Origin of the sequence: Intrasporangium calvum (assembly GCF_028446585.1) — a bacterium.
In the GTDB taxonomy this organism is placed as follows: domain Bacteria; phylum Actinomycetota; class Actinomycetes; order Actinomycetales; family Dermatophilaceae; genus Intrasporangium; species Intrasporangium calvum_A.
The window spans coordinates 52,158-67,933 of record NZ_JAPFQL010000001.1 but is presented as its reverse complement, the minus strand read 5'-3'; the positions used below and the strand labels follow the sequence as shown (position 1 = coordinate 67,933).

The 15,776-nt window shown below is 70.5% G+C and carries 14 protein-coding genes; 10 read left to right on the top strand and 4 right to left on the bottom strand.

Annotated elements, in window-relative coordinates:
• Window positions 1–107: 107 nt before the first annotated feature.
• Genes yajC through OO014_RS00310 form a run of 5 tightly spaced genes read left to right on the top strand, consistent with a single transcriptional unit; the run spans window position 108 to window position 6,351 of the window.
• On the top strand, window positions 108–431 hold the full coding sequence (gene yajC, locus OO014_RS00330) for a preprotein translocase subunit YajC (RefSeq protein WP_272460233.1): 324 nt from the start codon (window positions 108–110) through the stop codon (window positions 429–431).
• A 9-nt stretch (window positions 432–440) separates the two neighbouring features.
• Window positions 441–2,318 (top strand): protein translocase subunit SecD, encoded by a 1,878-nt coding sequence (secD, locus tag OO014_RS00325; RefSeq protein WP_272460232.1) that lies wholly within the window; start codon window positions 441–443, stop codon window positions 2,316–2,318.
• On the top strand, window positions 2,315–3,484 hold the full coding sequence (gene secF, locus OO014_RS00320; RefSeq protein WP_272460231.1) for a protein translocase subunit SecF: 1,170 nt from the start codon (window positions 2,315–2,317) through the stop codon (window positions 3,482–3,484). Before secD ends, secF begins: the two co-directional genes overlap by 4 nt.
• On the top strand, window positions 3,481–4,038 hold the full coding sequence (locus tag OO014_RS00315; RefSeq protein ID WP_272460230.1) for an adenine phosphoribosyltransferase: 558 nt from the start codon (window positions 3,481–3,483) through the stop codon (window positions 4,036–4,038). The genes secF and OO014_RS00315 overlap by 4 nt, the downstream gene beginning before the upstream one ends.
• 27 nt (window positions 4,039–4,065) lie before the next feature.
• The gene (locus OO014_RS00310) at window positions 4,066–6,351 is read left to right on the top strand and encodes a RelA/SpoT family protein (RefSeq protein WP_272460229.1); all 2,286 of its coding nucleotides are present in this window, start codon (window positions 4,066–4,068) and stop codon (window positions 6,349–6,351) included.
• A gap of 88 nt (window positions 6,352–6,439) precedes the next feature.
• Here the strand turns inward: OO014_RS00310 and OO014_RS00305 are convergent, their stop codons facing one another.
• On the bottom strand, window positions 6,440–8,215 hold the full coding sequence (locus OO014_RS00305; RefSeq protein ID WP_272460228.1) for a DUF349 domain-containing protein: 1,776 nt from the start codon (window positions 8,213–8,215) through the stop codon (window positions 6,440–6,442).
• Window positions 8,212–9,060, bottom strand: coding sequence for a peptidylprolyl isomerase (locus OO014_RS00300; protein WP_272460227.1), 849 nt, complete (start codon window positions 9,058–9,060; stop codon window positions 8,212–8,214). The genes OO014_RS00305 and OO014_RS00300 overlap by 4 nt, the downstream gene beginning before the upstream one ends.
• Window positions 9,061–9,238: 178 nt before the next feature.
• Between OO014_RS00300 and OO014_RS00295 the strand changes: the two genes are divergently transcribed.
• Both OO014_RS00295 and hisS read left to right on the top strand, forming a co-directional pair.
• Window positions 9,239–9,940: an MBL fold metallo-hydrolase gene (locus tag OO014_RS00295; protein WP_272460226.1), complete on the top strand. Its 702-nt coding sequence runs from the start codon at window positions 9,239–9,241 to the stop codon at window positions 9,938–9,940.
• Window positions 9,937–11,307 (top strand): histidine--tRNA ligase, encoded by a 1,371-nt coding sequence (gene hisS, locus OO014_RS00290; protein WP_272460225.1) that lies wholly within the window; start codon window positions 9,937–9,939, stop codon window positions 11,305–11,307. Before OO014_RS00295 ends, hisS begins: the two co-directional genes overlap by 4 nt.
• Window positions 11,308–11,475: 168 nt before the next feature.
• Here hisS and OO014_RS00285 read toward each other — a convergent pair whose 3' ends face one another.
• On the bottom strand, window positions 11,476–12,087 hold the full coding sequence (locus tag OO014_RS00285) for a hypothetical protein (RefSeq protein ID WP_272460224.1): 612 nt from the start codon (window positions 12,085–12,087) through the stop codon (window positions 11,476–11,478).
• 82 nt (window positions 12,088–12,169) lie between these two features.
• Window positions 12,170–12,466, bottom strand: a complete 297-nt coding sequence (locus tag OO014_RS00280) for a hypothetical protein (protein ID WP_272460223.1) — start codon at window positions 12,464–12,466, stop codon at window positions 12,170–12,172.
• Window positions 12,467–12,625: 159 nt separating this feature from the next.
• On the opposite strand from OO014_RS00280, the gene ald reads away from it, so the two are divergent.
• From ald to OO014_RS00265, 3 genes are all read left to right on the top strand, one after another.
• Window positions 12,626–13,741, top strand: coding sequence for an alanine dehydrogenase (ald, locus tag OO014_RS00275; protein WP_272460222.1), 1,116 nt, complete (start codon window positions 12,626–12,628; stop codon window positions 13,739–13,741).
• Window positions 13,742–13,776: 35 nt separating this feature from the next.
• Window positions 13,777–14,712 carry a site-specific tyrosine recombinase XerD gene (gene xerD / locus OO014_RS00270; protein ID WP_272460296.1) on the top strand — a complete coding sequence of 312 codons (936 nt, stop codon included), beginning with the start codon at window positions 13,777–13,779 and terminating at the stop codon, window positions 14,710–14,712.
• Window positions 14,713–14,787: 75 nt separating this feature from the next.
• Window positions 14,788–15,765 carry a ParA family protein gene (locus tag OO014_RS00265; protein WP_272460221.1) on the top strand — a complete coding sequence of 326 codons (978 nt, stop codon included), beginning with the start codon at window positions 14,788–14,790 and terminating at the stop codon, window positions 15,763–15,765.
• Window positions 15,766–15,776 lie beyond the last annotated feature (11 nt).

Below are 15,776 nucleotides of genomic sequence, written 5' to 3'. Positions count from 1 at the left end.
CGCCGTCGCCGCGGCACCATCCGGTGCCCCCGGACGTTCGACGTGGAGCCCACCACCCGCTGGGCTGCGTGACGCCCGGAACGAGAATTCGAAGGATTGAGCCTGATATGGATACCGGCAACGGGGCCTCCTCGCTGATCATCCTGGCCCTGCCGCTGATGCTGCTCGGCTGGATGTTCTGGAGTGCCAACCGGCGCACCAAGCAGATGCGCCAGTTCAACTCCTCCCTCAACGTCGGTGACCAGGTCGTCACCTCGTCGGGCATCTTCGGGACGATCCGACACCTCGACGACATCAGCGCCCACCTCGAGGTGGCCGAGGGCCTGATCATCCGCTTCGACCGCAGGGCCGTGGCGATGAAGCAGGCCGACGTGACGGCACCGCCCCCCAACCGGACGCCGTCGGACGACGCGCCCCAGTCCGGTCAGTGAGGCCGCCCAGTGGCTCGTAGCATCACCACGAAGAAGGCGGCCCTCAGGAGCCTCGGCGTCCTGCTCGCGCTGACGATCGGCCTCGCGGCACTCGCCGGCGGGCTGTTCCAGTGGGGCGGCGGACAGCTGACGCCGCGTCTCGGCCTCGACCTCGAGGGCGGCACCGAGATGGTGCTCGCTCCCGTCATCGAGGACGGCTCCGCCGTCAACCCCGGCCAGCTCGACCGCGCCGTCGAGATCATCCGCCAGCGCATCGACGCCAACGGCGTCGCCGAGAGCGAGATCTCCACGCAGGGCGGCAAGAACATCGTCGTCGCCATCCCCGGCACCCCGTCCGAGGAGCAGCTCGACGCGATCCGCAAGCCGTCGCAGCTGCGCTTCCGCCCCGTCTTCCTCCAGGACTTCGAGCGGGGCACGCCGCAGGCCACCCCTGAGGCAACGCCGTCCGGGACCGCGACCACGACGGGCGCCGTGACGGGCACGACCACGGGCACGCCCGCCCCCTCCGCCAGCACGACGGCCGCCAGCGGGATCGTCCCCGAGGCCCTGGTCGCCGCGACCACGGCGCCCACGACGTCGGCGACCCCGTCCGGGACGGCGACGACCAACGCTCCGGCCACCGAGACGCCCGCCGCGCCGACCGACGCCGAGCTCGAGGCCGCCGTTGCCGCGCAGACCGTCCAGGGGCTCCTCACCCTGGGCTGGGAGCAGGACAAGGCCGACAAGGCCGCTGCCACCGTGGCCAAGGAGTACATGGCGCTCAACTGCCTGGCGCCGGGTGCCGTCGACAAGGCCTCGGACCTCAAGGACGCGCCGATGGCCACCTGTGGCGAGGACGGCGTCACCAAGTACGTCCTCGGCCCGGTCGAGATCGACGGCAGCGAGATCGGCGACGCGACGAGCGGCTACCAGCCCGGGCCGACCGGCCAGCCGACCTCCATCGTCGAGGTCCGCCTCTCCTTCAAGGACGCGGGTCGCACGAAGTTCGCCGAGGTGACCAAGCGCCTCGTCGGGCTGCAGAGCCAGCCTCCGCTCGACCAGTTCGCCGTGGTGCTCGACAAGCGGGTGATCACGGCCCCGCAGGCCAAGGCCGTCATCACCGACGGTCGCGCCTCGATCACGGGGTCGTTCACGCTCGACTCCGCCCAGCGGCTCGCCGAGCAGCTGAAGTTCGGTGCCCTACCGATGTCGTTCGCGCTCCAGACCAACGACACCATCACGCCGCAGCTCGGCGAGGAGCAGCTGCGCCTCGGCCTGCTCGCCGGCCTGATCGGCCTCATCCTCGTCGTCGTCTACTCGATGTTCCAGTACCGCGCACTCGGCATGGTCACCGTCTTCTCGCTCGTCGTCGCGGCGGTGCTGACCTACCTCGCACTCGTCGTCCTCGGCACGACGCACGGTTTCCGCCTCACCATGGCGGGCGTCACCGGCGTCATCGTGGCCATCGGCATCACGGCCGACAGCTTCATCGTCTACTTCGAACGGATCCGCGACGAGGTCCGCGAAGGACGACCGCTCGTCGCCGCCGTCGAGACCGGCTGGAAGCGGGCGCGCCGCACGATCATCGCCGCGGACACGGTCAACCTGCTCGCAGCGGTCGTGCTCTACCTGCTCGCCTCTGCGAACGTCCGCGGCTTCGCCTTCACCTTGGGTCTGACGACGCTCATCGACCTCGCGGTCGTCATGCTCTTCACGCACCCGATGGTCCAGCTGCTCGCCCGGACGGAGTTCTTCGGCAACGGCCACAAGTGGTCCGGACTCGACCCGGAGCGGCTCGGGGCCAAGGAGGCGCCGCGCTACCGCGGTCGCGGCCAGTTCCGGCCGGCCGGGGCGACACCTGCGACTCGCACCGCCACCCGTCTCGCCGAGGGGAAGGCCCAGGCATGATCAACTTCGCCCAGTTTGGCAACGACCTCTACACCGGCCGCCGTTCCATCGGCTTCGTCCAGCGCCGCAAGGTCTGGTACGCCTTCTCCGCGGTCCTCATTGCCATCGCGCTGTCCGGGATCGCCCTCAAGGGGCTCAACTTCGGCATCGAGTTCCGTGGCGGCATGGAGTTCCGGGTGCTCGGCGTCTCCAGCACCCAGGACTATGAGGCCAAGGCGCAGGAGGCGGTCAGCGAGGCCGGCATCCCCGGCACGGTCACCACGACCGTGGTCGGCGGCAACACCGTCCGGGTGCAGACCGAGACCGCCCAGGACAAGACCGACGCCGCCCGCACGTCGTTGGCCGAGCGCTTCGGCGTGAGCCGCGACAGCATCAGCTCGACGCTCATCGGTCCGAGCTGGGGCGCCGCCGTCAGCGAGCAGGCCATCCGCGGACTCATCGTCTTCCTGGTCCTGGTCACCATCGTCATGGCGCTCTACTTCCGCACGTGGAAGATGGCCGTCGCGGGACTCGCGGCCCTGCTGCACGACCTGATCATCACCGTCGGCATCTACTCGCTCTTCGGCTTCGAGATCACCCCGTCGTCGATGATCGGCTTCCTGACCATCCTCGGGTACTCGCTCTACGACACGGTGGTCGTCTTCGACAAGGTGCGCGAGAACACCGCGGAGGCGTTCCGCACGAAGCGGATGACCTACGCCCAGGCCGCCAACCTCGCCGTCAACCAGACCCTCGTCCGGTCGATCAACACGACGGTCGTGGCGCTCCTGCCGATCGCGGCGATCCTCTTCGTCGGCTTCACCATGCTCGGCCCGGGCACCCTGCTCGACCTGTCCCTGGCGCTCTTCATCGGCATCGCCGTCGGCGCCTACTCGTCGATCTTCATCGCCACCCCGCTGCTCGTGCACCTGCGCCGCAAGGAGCAGGCCGTCGTCGACCTGGACCGCTACGTCGCCCGTCACGGAGCGAAGCAGCCGAGCTGGGACGAGCGCACTCCTGCAGCAGCCGGCGCGACAGGCGAGCCGGTCGGAGTCGGTGCCGACCTGACGGGGGAGCCGGGCAACGGCGCCGATGTGGCCGGTGTCGGAGCCGCGCGGCCCGTGCACAAGTACGCCCAGTCCGGGCCCCGCAACCAGCCCCGCCGCGCGCCGAAGTCGAAGAGATGACGGCGGTAGGGAGCCCGGCGGACGGCGCGCAGGCGGACGTCGCGGAGATCGTCCGAACCCACCTGCGCGACATCCCGGACTTCCCCAAGCCGGGCGTGGTGTTCAAGGACTTCACGCCGCTCATCGCCGATGGCCCTGCCATGCGGACGCTCGTCCTCGACATCGCGCGGCGCTACGCCGGTCGGGTCGACGTCGTCGTCGGGATCGAGGCCCGCGGCTTCATCCTCGGGGCCGCGGTCGCCTATGAGCTCGGCCTCGGTATGGTCCCGATCCGCAAGGCCGGCAAGCTGCCCGGCCAGACGCTCAAGGAGTCCTACGCCCTCGAGTACGGCCACGCCGAGATCGAGGTGCACACCGACGCCTTCGAGCCGGGCCAGCGGGTCCTCGTCATCGACGACGTCCTGGCGACCGGCGGGACGGCAGAGGCGACCGCCGCACTCGTCGAGCGGGCCGGCGCCGAGGTCACGGCCATCGAGGTCGTGCTCGAGCTGTCCTTCCTCGGTGGCCGGGAGCGTCTCGGCGACCGGGACGTCAACGCCATCCTCACGGTCTGATTTGCCACGGCCCCCTAGACTCAGTTCATGAGCGAGGAGGTCCGGAGCGAGCTGAGCGCCCCGTCGCGGGTGCGGGCTCGCTTTGCCCGGTTCGGGGCGAGCCGACCGTCCGGCAACCCCGTCCTCGAGCCGCTCATGACGGCCGTCCGGCAGAACCACCCCAAGGCTGATCTCTCGGTCATCGAGCGGGCCTACGCGGTCGCCGAGCGCGCCCACGAGGGCCAGATGCGCAAGAGCGGCGACGCCTACATCACGCATCCACTGGCCGTCACGACCATCCTCGCCGAGCTCGGGATGACGCCACCGACGCTGGCAGCCGCGCTCCTGCACGACACCGTCGAGGACACGTCGTACCGCCTCGAGGATCTGCGCAAGGACTTCGGCGACGAGATCGCGATGCTCGTCGACGGCGTGACGAAGCTCGACAAGGTCACCTACGGCGAGGCCGCGCAGGCCGAGACCGTGCGCAAGATGGTCATCGCCATGGCGAGGGACATCCGCGTCCTCGTCATCAAGCTTGCCGATCGCCTGCACAACGCTCGGACCTGGCGCTACGTCAGCGCCGAGTCGGCCAAACGCAAGGCCAACGAGACGCTCGAGATCTACGCGCCGCTCGCGCACCGGCTCGGCATGAACACCATCAAGTGGGAGCTCGAGGACCTCTCCTTCGCGACGCTCTACCCCAAGGTCTACGACGAGATCGTGCGCCTCGTCGCCGAGCGGGCTCCCGCCCGTGAGGAGTACCTCGCGGGGGTGCGGGCCCAGGTCACCGAGGACCTCACGGCGGCGAAGATCAAGGCGGTCGTCACCGGCCGCCCCAAGCACTACTACTCCGTCTACCAGAAGATGATCGTCCGCGGCCGCGACTTCGAGGACATCTACGACCTCGTCGCGGTCCGCGTCCTCGTCGACACGGTGCGCGACTGCTACGCGGCCCTCGGCGCCCTGCACGCGAGGTGGAACCCGGTCCCCGGCCGGTTCAAGGACTACATCGCGATGCCGAAGTTCAACATGTACCAGTCGCTGCACACGACGGTCATCGGTCCGCAGGGGAAGCCGGTCGAGATCCAGATCCGGACCCACACCATGCACCGGCGGGCCGAGTACGGCGTGGCGGCGCACTGGAAGTACAAGGACCAGACGGTCGGGGGCGGCGCCCGACCCGGCGAGGGTGCGCCGCAGAACGACATGGCCTGGCTGCGCCAGCTGCTCGACTGGCAGCGAGAGACCGAGGACCCCGGCGAGTTCCTCGACGCGCTGCGGTTCGAGATGGGCTCGAGCGAGGTCTACGTCTTCACGCCCAAGGGTTCGGTCGTGGCGCTGCCGGTGGGTGGCACCCCGGTGGACTTCGCCTACGCCGTCCACACCGAGGTGGGGCACCACTGCATCGGTGCGCGCGTCAACGGCCGCCTCGTACCGCTCGAGTCGACGCTCGAGAACGGCGACGTCGTGGAGGTCCTCACGTCCAAGGCCGACGGGGCCGGACCGAGCCGCGACTGGCTGGGCTTCGTCAAGAGCGCCCGGGCGCGCAACAAGATCAAGGCGTGGTTCTCCAAGGAGCGTCGCGAGGAGGCCATCGACGCGGGGAAGGAGAGCATCGCCAAGGCCCTGCGCAAGCAGAACCTCCCGCTGCAGCGCCTGATGAGCCACGAGTCGATGACGGCGGTCGCGACCGACCTGCGCTACCAGGACATCGAGGCGCTCTACGCCGCGGTCGGCGAGGGACATGTCTCGGCCCAGCACGTCGTGGGCAAGGTCGTCGCATCGATGGGCGGCGTCGAGGGCGCCACCGAGGATCTGGCCGAGGCCACGGTCCCGAATCGCGCCATGGCCAGACGCAGCCGTGGGGGAGACCCCGGTGTGGTGGTCGTCGGCACGGCCGACGTGTGGGTCAAGCTCGCCAAGTGCTGCACACCGGTCCCGGGCGACCCGATCCTCGGCTTCGTCACGCGGGGGAGTGGAGTGTCGGTCCACCGCGTCGACTGCACCAATGCCTCACAGCTGACGGCCAACCCGGAGCGGCTCATCGACGTCGAGTGGGCCCCGTCCTCCGCGAGCGTCTTCCTCGTCCAGCTCCAGGTGGAGGCGCTCGATCGCAATCGCCTGCTCAGCGACGTGACCCGGGTCCTGTCGGACCAGCACGTCAACATCCTCTCGGCGTCGGTCCAGACCTCGCGTGACCGGGTCGCCATCTCCCGCTTCACCTTCGAGATGGGCGACCCGACCCATCTCGAGCACGTCATCAAGGCGGTCCGCCGCATCGACGGCGTCTTCGACGTCTACCGGGTCAACGGCGGCAAGTCCACCGCCTGAGCCTCAACGAGAGAGCAGCTCGTCCGCCCGTCTGGTCCGAACTAAGCGCACGGGCCAGGCAGGCGGACGAGCTGCTCCTCGGTTGGCGTCAGCCGCCGAACTCGCGCACTCCGGCGCGCGCCTGGTCGAGCCAGGCCTGCCGCGCCTCGAGGGCGTCCTTGGCCTTCTTCACCTTGTTCGCGTTGCCCGAGGCCTCAGCCTTGGCCAGGTCGTCCTTGAGGTCGGCGACGGCGCGCTCCAACTGCTCGACCATGCCCTGGGCGCGGGCTGCCGCCTCCGGGTTCGTGGAGTGCCACTTCTTGTCCTCGGCGTCCCGGACGGTCTGCTCGACCCGGCGCATGGCCTTCTCGATCCGGTCCATGTCGGCGCGCGGCACCTTGCCGGCGGCGTCCCACTTGTCCTGAATGGCGCGCAGCTGGGCCTTGGTCCGCTCGAGGTCGGTGACCGGCAGCAGCGCCTCTGCCTCGACGAGGAGGGCCTCCTTGACGGTGAGGTTGCCGCGGTACTGCTCCTCCTCGGCCGCCACGACGGCATCCTTCGCGGCGAAGAACGCATCCTGAGCGGCCTTGAAGCGAGCCCACAGTCGGTCGTCGTCGGTCCGGCTGGCGCGTCCGGCCCGGCGCCAGTCGTCCATGAGGCGCTTGAAGGCGCCCGCGGTGGCCGCCCAGTCGGTGCTCGTCGAGAGCTTCTCCGCCTCGGCGACGAGGCGCTCCTTGGCGCCCTTGGCCTCGGCGTGCGAGGCGTCCAGGCCGGCGAAGTGCGTGCGGCGGGCCTTGTCGAACCGGTTGCGCGCGGCGCTGAACCGCTGCCACAGCTTGGTCTCGGTGTCCCGATCGAGCCGCGTGGCCGAACGCTGATGCGCCTTCCACTCGTCGAGCAGCTCGCGCATCCGCGCGCCGCTCTGCTTCCACTGGATCCGGCTCTCGGGCTGCTCGGCGATCGACTCGGCCTCGGCGACGATCCGCTCGCGCTCGGCGGTGGCGGCCGTCCGGGCCTCGGCACGGTGCTGCTGCTCGACGGTCCGCTTCGCGGCGACGCCGGACTGGATCTCGTCGAGCTTCGTCGCCAGGGCCTCGAGGTCGCCGACCACGGCGGCCTCGGCCACCTGACCGGTGAGGACCTTGAGCGCCTCTGCGACGTCCTTGGACGGCACCTCGGGCTGGCTGAGTCGCTGCTCGAGTAGCACTGCAGATGCATAGAGCTCGTCGTACTTGCGGGCGAAGTAGGTCAACGCCTCGTCGGCGGTGGCACCGGGGTAGGAGCCGACCTCCTTCTCGCCCTCCTTGGTGCGCACGAAGACGGTGCCGTTGTCGTCGACCCGACCGAAGGCCGCCGAGGCGGAATGGTCGGTGGTGATCACCGGAACCGCGGGGGCAGCAGGCGGGTGGGGCACCGCCTTCGCCAGGGCGGCCGGGGTCGGGATGGCACTGGGTTTGGGAATCGACGCCGGGCTCGGGCGCGGCGCCTCGGCGGGCTCAGCCGCCGGCTCGTCTGCCTCTGCCGTGGTGGTGTCCTCGGCTGGCTCGGCAGCCGCCTCGTCTGCCTCGGCGGCAGGCTCGGGGACGTCGGCGGTCGCCGTGTCCGCTGCCGCGGTGGTGTCCTCGGCAGGCGCCGCCGTCTCCTCCGTTGGGGTGGAGTCCTCAGCGGGGGCCGTCTCCTCAGCAGGTTGGGTCGAGACGGGCCTCGTCGGCTCGCTCTCCGCTGCAGCCCCCTCGGTCTGCTCGGCCTGCTCGGGCTGCTCGGTGGCCACCGGAGCGGTCTCCTCAGCAGGCTGCGTGGACACCGGCTCGGCGGGCAGCTCCGTCTGGGCGACAGGGGTGGCGACGCCCTCGGGCTGCGGCTGGGACTCGTTGCTGTCCGTCATGACTTCTTCTCCGTGACCTTCACGCTGAGGATGCTGATCGGCGACACCGGGGTGCCGTCGGCCGGGCTCGGGTCGAGCGCCTTGTTCGCCGCGATCTTCTCAACGATGTCGAGACCTTCGGTGACCTTCCCGAAGATCGAGTAGCCGCCGCCGTCGGTCGGCAGCTGGGATTCCTTGTACGTGATGAAGAACTGGCCCCCGTTGCTGTTGGGGTCCTGCGTCCGCGCCATCGCGAGAGAGCCGGCGGGGTAGGTGCCGTCGGCGGGCGCGTTCTCGATGCCGAACGTGTAGCCGGGGCCGCCGGAGCCGGTGCCGGTGGGGTCGCCGCACTGGAGGACGAAGATGCCCTCCGTGGTCAGGCGGTGGCACGGGCTGGGCGCCCAGTAGCCCTCCTTGGCGAGGTTGAGGAACGACGCGACGGTCTGCGGGGCCTTCGCGCCGTCGAGCTCTAGGGTGATGTCGCCGCAGGTCGTGTCGAGGGTCGCGACCCACGTCTTGCCGGCCGCGGTCGCCTTGTCGGGCACCTCGGTGAAGGACTTCGGCTCAGCCTGGAGCGCGGGGGGCTCGGTGCACCCGGCGGCGAGCTTCTGGCCGGCGGCCAGCCCGCCGGTGGCGCTGTCACTCGGGGTCGTCGCGGCGTTGCTGGGCTGCGCAGCGGGATTGGCGTCAGTCCGGTCGGGGATGAACTGGGGCACGATGAGGACCGCGGCGAGGATGACGATGACCGCGAGAATGACGCCGAAGACCTGCTTGTCGCGCGTGGCATCACCCACGGGCGGCTTCTGGGTCTTCTGCACTTCTTCGTGGCGGCGGCGCGCGCGGGCGCGTTCCTGCTCTTTCGTCACAAACTCTCCTCGGGCGGGTGTGCCGGGCTCACCCCGGCGTTCGGTCATTTTAGGGACCGTTGTCGCGTTGGTCGTGCTCAACGGGTCACGACTGCGTGACAACCTCCACCCTTTCACAGCAGGGCCACGCTGCCGTATGCCGCTGGGCCGGCTTTCGCGCCGCGGTTAGGCTCCCAGCGTGCTGACCATCGCCTTTCCTGCACTCGCGTTCGACACCAACTGTTACGTCCTGGCCCCGGCTGCCGGCGAGGAGTGCGTCATCGTCGACCCGGGCATCGGTGTCGAGGAGACCCTTCGGGAGGTGCTGACCACGCACCGGCTCCGCCCGGCGGCGGTCCTGCTGACGCACGGTCACGTCGACCACGTGTGGTCGGTGACACCGGTGTGCGGCGCGGACACGGCTGCCTACATCCACACCGACGACCGCTACCGGCTCGTCGACCCGCTCGGCAAGAGCAACGCCGGCCTGGTGGCCATGTTGGAGCAGCAGTTCGGCTCCCGCGCGACGTGGACGGAGCCCACCAACGTCGTCGAGATCCGGGACCGGGCGCGGCTCACGCTCGCCGGCCTCGACTTCGAGGTCCTGCACGCGCCCGGGCACACCGAGGGCTCAGTGATGTTCGGCACGTCGAGCGTGCCCGAAGGGATCGGCGACCAGGTCGACGTGGACCGCACCGTGCTGACCGGAGACGTGCTCTTCGCCGGCTCGATCGGCCGGACGGACCTGCCCGGCGGTGACCCTGCCGCGATGACGCGCAGCCTCAGGGACGTCGTCCTGCCGTTGCCGGACACGACCCTGGTGCTGCCCGGCCACTACCACGCCACGACGATGGCCCACGAACGCATGACCAACCCCTACCTGAGAGACTTGCCCGCGTGAGCAACCCGCAGCCGACCGCCCCTTCGACGCCGGTGACGACGACCAAGGTCACCCCGATCAGTGGCTTCCCCGAGTACCTGCCTGCCGAGCGCATCGTGGAGCAGCGCTTCCTCGACGTCATCCGCGAAACGTTCGAGCTCCACGGGTTCTCCTCCATCGAGACGCGAGCCATCGAGACGGTGGACCGGCTCCTCGGCAAGGGCGGCGACACCGACAAGGAGATCTACGGGGTGTCCCGCCTGGCCGGTGACGACACCGACGGCGCCAAGTGGGGTCTGCACTTCGACCTGACGGTGCCCTTCGCCCGCTACGTGCTCGAGAACGCCGGCAAGCTGTCCTTCCCGTTCCGCCGCTACCAGATCCAGAAGGCCTGGCGTGGCGAGCGCCCCCAGGAGGGCCGCTACCGGGAGTTCACCCAGGCCGACATCGACGTCGTCGACGTGGGGGAGCTGTCGCCGCACTTCGAGGCCGAGATGCCCCTCGTCATCGCCGACGTGTTCAGCCGGTTCCCGGTCGGGGACTTCGTCATCCAGGTCAACAACCGCAAGATCCCCAACGGCTTCTACCAGGGGATCGGCCTCACGGACGTGACGACGACCCTGCGCATCGTGGACAAGCTCGACAAGATCGGACCGGACAGGGTCACCGAGCTCCTCGTCGAGTCGGGGGCCACACCAGAGCAGGCCGACCTGTGTCTGGACCTGGCCGGCATCCGCACGGAGGACCTCGGCTTCGTCGACCGCGTGCGCGAGCTGGGCGTGACGCACCCGCTGCTCGAGGAGGGACTCGAGTCCTTGAGCGCCGTGATCCGCACCGCCATGGCGCACGCGCCCGGCAAGGTGGTCGCGGACCTCCGGATCGCCCGCGGGCTCGACTACTACACCGGCACCGTCTACGAGACGCAGTTCGTCGGCCACGAGGAGTGGGGCTCGTTCTGCTCGGGTGGCCGCTATGACGCCCTCGCCTCGGACGGCCGCACCACGTATCCCGGTGTGGGCATCTCGATCGGGGTCTCACGGATTCTCGGCCTGCTCGTCGGGCAGGGGCTCGTCACGGCCTCCCGCTCCACCCCGGCCGCCGTGCTGGTGGCGCTCACCGACGACGACTCGCGGGACCGGTCCGTGTCCGTGGCCACCGCGCTCCGGGCTCGCGGCGTGCCGTGCGAGGTCGCTCCGTCGGCAGCGCGCTTCGGCAAGCAGATCCGCTACGCCGAGCGCCGGGGCATCCCGTTCGTGTGGTTCCCCGGGGCGGGAGAGTCGGGCGACGAGGTGAAGGACATCCGCAGCGGCGAACAGGTTCCTGCGTCGGCCGACAGCTGGGTCCCGCCGCAGGAGGACCTGCACCCGAGCGTCACCCGCGCCGACTGACCAAGGCCCGCCACCCCACTCGAGTGGCCCCGAAGTCCACAGGCCACCCCCGGGCTCAACACTCGAGTGGCCCCGCCGTCCACATGTCGAGGTGTGGATTCTGGGGCCACTCGAGTTGGCTGGGGAGGGGGGATTCCCGGGCCACTCGAGTTGGACGGCGGGTCGGGCTCAGGTGCCCCGCGGAGGGCGCAGTCCCTCGTCGCGCAGCTCGAGCAGGGCCAGCGCGCGAATCGCCTCGGGGTCGCGGCGCCGCCACGCTCCGGCAGGGTCGGGGCTGATCCGGGCCAGGGCCGTCATCGGCTGGTGCGCCAGTGCCCGGAGGGCGAACAGGTCCAGGTCATCACTGGAGTCGATGTACCGCTGAGCTGTCGTGGCGCGGCGCACGAAGCGCACCCGCAGCCACAGCCACAGGGCGCCCACCGTGAGGATCGGCAGCACCGCGGTGATGACACCGAGCCAGTTGGCGACGTTCTCGACCGTCGCGGCCATCTCGGCCCCAGCGTTGCGCAGCGTGGTCCCCGAGCCGGCGGCCCGGTCGAGCCAGGTCTCGAGGTCGCCGCCCACCAGGGGCAGGCGTCCGGCCTGGTCGCCCGCCCCGGTCAGGGCCCCGTGCACCGACTCCCCGGCCGTCGTCAGGGAGTCCGCGGGGGCGCGCAGCTGCAGGATCGTGTCGTGGACCTGTCGACCGGCCCAGACCCAGCCGGCGACCCAGACGAGGACGAGTACGTCCGCGACCAGCTGTCCGGTGCGTCGCCCGGTGGTGTCTGCGTAGAGCTTCATCGGGTACCTCCTGCGAAGGTGCCGACAGCGGGTCCGCGCTCGGTCGCCCGAGCGAGCCCAGCGGCATACGGCATGGGGTGGGTCAGGCGCCCGGCTCGGAGAGCGCCGCGACCAGGACGACGTAGGCAACCACGACCACGATCAGCGTCGCGAACCACGCCACGAGAAACCCTGCGGCGTAAGGCCGCAGCCGCGGCCGGCTGAAGGCGACCGCCCCGCCGATGATGCTCGGGAGGCCGACGTAGAGGAGCGCCGGGAACCCCCCGTGCCCGAGCGCCGCCCCGACGAGGAATGACACGACGACCATCGCGCCCGCGACGAGGGCGCCGATGGTGGTGGGACGCCAGTGCTGGGCTGACGACGGGGCTGGCGGGTTCATGGCTGCACCTTGGCACATTCGGTCAGTACCCGGGAGGGACAGGTCCTGCACCGACCCGACTTCGGCGTGGCTACAGTGGGATCGCGCCGGCGTGACCCGCCGGCCGGCACGCGGCAAGGAGGCCGCGGCCACCCCGTGATCGGAAGGATCAGACCGCCCATGAAGGTTGGCATTCCACGCGAGGTGAAGAACCACGAGTACCGCGTGGCCATCACCCCCTCCGGCGTGCACGAGCTCGTCCGCAACGGCCACGACGTCTTCGTCGAGCGCGACGCCGGACGCGGCTCCTCGATCCTCAACGAGGACTACGAGGCTGCCGGTGCGACGATCCTCGAGACCGCCGACGACGTCTGGGGCACCGCGGACCTCATCCTCAAGGTGAAGGAGCCCGTCGCCGAGGAGTACCCCCGGATGCGGGAGGGCCAGGCCCTCTTCACCTACCTGCACCTCGCCGCGGACAAGGCGCTCACCGAAGAGCTCGTCGCCCGCAAGGTGACCGGGATCGCGTACGAGACGGTCGAGCTGCCGGACCGCAGCCTGCCCCTGCTCGCCCCCATGTCCGAGGTCGCCGGCCGGCTCGCCCCGCAGGTGGGCGCCCACGCGCTGATGCGGGCCCAGGGCGGGCGCGGCATCCTCATGGGCGGCGTCTCCGGCGTCTACGCGGCCAAGGTCGTCGTCATCGGCGCCGGCGTCTCCGGCATGAACGCCGCAGCCATCGCCCTCGGCATGCAGGCCGAGGTGCTCCTGCTCGACCGCGACATCACCAAGCTGCGGCACGCAGACTTCGTCTACCAGGGCCACTGCCAGACGGTCGCCTCCAACGCCTACGAGATCGAGCGGGCCATCGCCGACGCCGACATGGTCATCGGCGCCGTCCTCGTGCCCGGGGCCCGCGCGCCGCGCCTCGTCAGCAACGAGCAGGTGTCCCGGATGAAGCCGGGGTCGGTCCTCGTCGACATCGCCATCGACCAGGGCGGGTGCTTCGAGGACTCGCGGCCGACGACGCACGCCGACCCGACCTACATGGTCCACGACTCGGTGTTCTACTGCGTCGCCAACATGCCCGGCGCGGTGCCCCACACGAGCACGTACGCCCTGACCAACGTGACCCTGCCCTATGCGGTCGAGCTGGCCAACCGCGGCTGGCGCGACGCCCTCCGCGCCGACCACGCCCTTGGCCTGGGGCTCAACACCCACGGGGGAGCGGTCACCTACGCCCCGGTCGCCGAGGCCCACGGCATGACGTCGATCACCCTCGACGAGGCGTTGTCCTGACCTCGACCGGCGCGACAGCGACCCCGGCGGGGACCCTGCCGTCCCAGCCGCGGACCACCCAGCTCGACCGGGAGGTCCGCGGCTGGCTCGACCACGTCCGGATCGAGAAGGGTGCCTCCGAGAACACCCTCAAGTCCTATGAACGGGACCTGCGCAAGTACCGCGAGTACCTCCACAGCCGCGGTATCCAGGCTGCAGGAGCGGTGTCGGAGGCAGATGTCACCGACTTCCTCGCCTCGCTGCGGGAGCGGGGCCTGGCCGCTTCCTCGGCGGCGCGGACCCTCGTCGCCGTCCGGGGCTTCCACCGCTTCCTGGCGCTCGAGGGGGAGGTCGCCGCGGACCCGGCCGGCAACGTCCCCCCACCCACCCCGCCGAGTCGGCTGCCCAAGGCGATCCCGGTCGAGGCGGTCGAGCGTCTGCTTGCGGCTGCCTCGGTCGGCGACACGCCCGAGTCGCTCCGGGACCGCGCACTCCTCGAGGTGCTCTACGGCGTCGGCGCCCGCATCAGCGAGGCCGTCGGCCTCGACGTGGACGACATCGAGACCGGAGGGCCGGACGAGGTGGGGGTCGTGCGCCTCCTCGGCAAGGGCACCAAGGAGCGGATCGTGCCCGTGGGCCGCTTCGCCGTGGACGCAGTCGACGCCTACCTGGTGCGGGGGCGTCCGGCGCTGGCGCAGCGCGGTGTCGGCGGGCCGGCGCTGTTTCTCAACCAACGGGGGCGGCGGCTGTCCCGGCAGAGTGCCTGGTCGGTGGTCCAGCGCGCCGCCGACCGCGCCGGGCTCACCGAGCGCGTGTCGCCGCACACCCTGCGCCACTCCTTCGCCACCCACCTGCTCGACGGCGGGGCGGACGTGCGAGTCGTGCAGGAGCTGCTCGGCCACGCGAGCGTGACGGCCACCCAGATCTACACCCTTGTTTCGCCACGCCGACTGCGAGAGGTCTATGCCGGGGCTCACCCGCGTGCACGCTGATAAGGTCGCAAGTGATCAGCGAGATGCTGACCGAGCGCGCGGCCGAGGGCACAACCGAGCGGAGTGGAACACCCGGTGAACGACGAGTCACACGAGACCATGCAGGACGAGCGGGTCGACCGTGCGGGGTCGGCGGGTGGCGCAGTGGGCTCGCTCAACGGCGAGACCGGCTCCGCCAATCATCTGCCCGGCGTGTCCGCCCACGCAGGTGAGGACATCGGGCCGACGGGTCGGCCGCTGCCCGACTACCCCGAGCCGCCTGCCCTGACGAGCCACGGTCCGGCCCGCATCATCGCGATGTGCAACCAGAAGGGCGGCGTGGGCAAGACCACGACGACGATCAACCTCGGCGCAGCCCTCGCCGAGCTGGGGCGTCGGGTCCTCGCCGTCGACTTCGACCCGCAGGGGGCCCTGTCCGTCGGGCTCGGGATCAACGCCCAGGAGCTCGACGTCACGATCTACAACCTGCTCGTCGAGCACGGACACGACGTCCGAGACGTCATCCGCCCGACCCAGACGCCCAACCTCGATCTCGTGCCGGCCAACATCGACCTGTCCGCGGCCGAGGTCCAGCTCGTCGGCGAGGTGGCGCGCGAGCAGGTCCTGGCCCGGGTGCTGCGTCCGGTGCTCGACGACTACGACGTCGTCCTCATCGACTGCCAGCCGTCGCTCGGCCTGCTCACGGTCAACGCCCTGACGGCTTCCCACGGCGTCATCATCCCGCTCGAGTGCGAGTACTTCGCGATGCGTGGCGTCGCGCTGCTCATCGACACGATCGACAAGATCACCGACCGGCTCAACCCGCGGCTGCAGGTCGACGGGATTCTGGCGACGATGTACGACGCCCGCACCCTGCACAGCCGCGAGGTCGTCTCGTCCGTGGTCAACCACTTCGGCGAGCAGGTCTTCCACACCGTGATCAGCCGCACCGTGAAGTTCCCCGACGCCACGCTGGCGGCCGAGCCGATCACCTCGTACTCCTCTGACCACTCCGGGGCAGCCGCCTACCGGCAGCTCGCCCGGGAGCTCATCGCCCGGGGCGGCGCTGCCTGAGCCGGCAGGGA

Bases quoted from the DNA above. Each gene is read 5' to 3' on its own strand.
- yajC (WP_272460233.1), top strand. From the start codon at position 108: ATGGATACCGGCAACGGGGCCTCCTCGCTGATCATCCTGGCCCTGCCG.
- ald (WP_272460222.1), top strand. From the start codon at position 12,626: ATGAAGGTTGGCATTCCACGCGAGGTGAAGAACCACGAGTACCGCGTG.
- OO014_RS00280 (WP_272460223.1), bottom strand. From the start codon at position 12,466: ATGAACCCGCCAGCCCCGTCGTCAGCCCAGCACTGGCGTCCCACCACC.
- OO014_RS00315 (WP_272460230.1), top strand. From the start codon at position 3,481: ATGACGGCGGTAGGGAGCCCGGCGGACGGCGCGCAGGCGGACGTCGCG.
- OO014_RS00305 (WP_272460228.1), bottom strand. From the start codon at position 8,215: ATGACGGACAGCAACGAGTCCCAGCCGCAGCCCGAGGGCGTCGCCACC.
- OO014_RS00285 (WP_272460224.1), bottom strand. From the start codon at position 12,087: ATGAAGCTCTACGCAGACACCACCGGGCGACGCACCGGACAGCTGGTC.
- secF (WP_272460231.1), top strand. From the start codon at position 2,315: ATGATCAACTTCGCCCAGTTTGGCAACGACCTCTACACCGGCCGCCGT.
- OO014_RS00310 (WP_272460229.1), top strand. From the start codon at position 4,066: ATGAGCGAGGAGGTCCGGAGCGAGCTGAGCGCCCCGTCGCGGGTGCGG.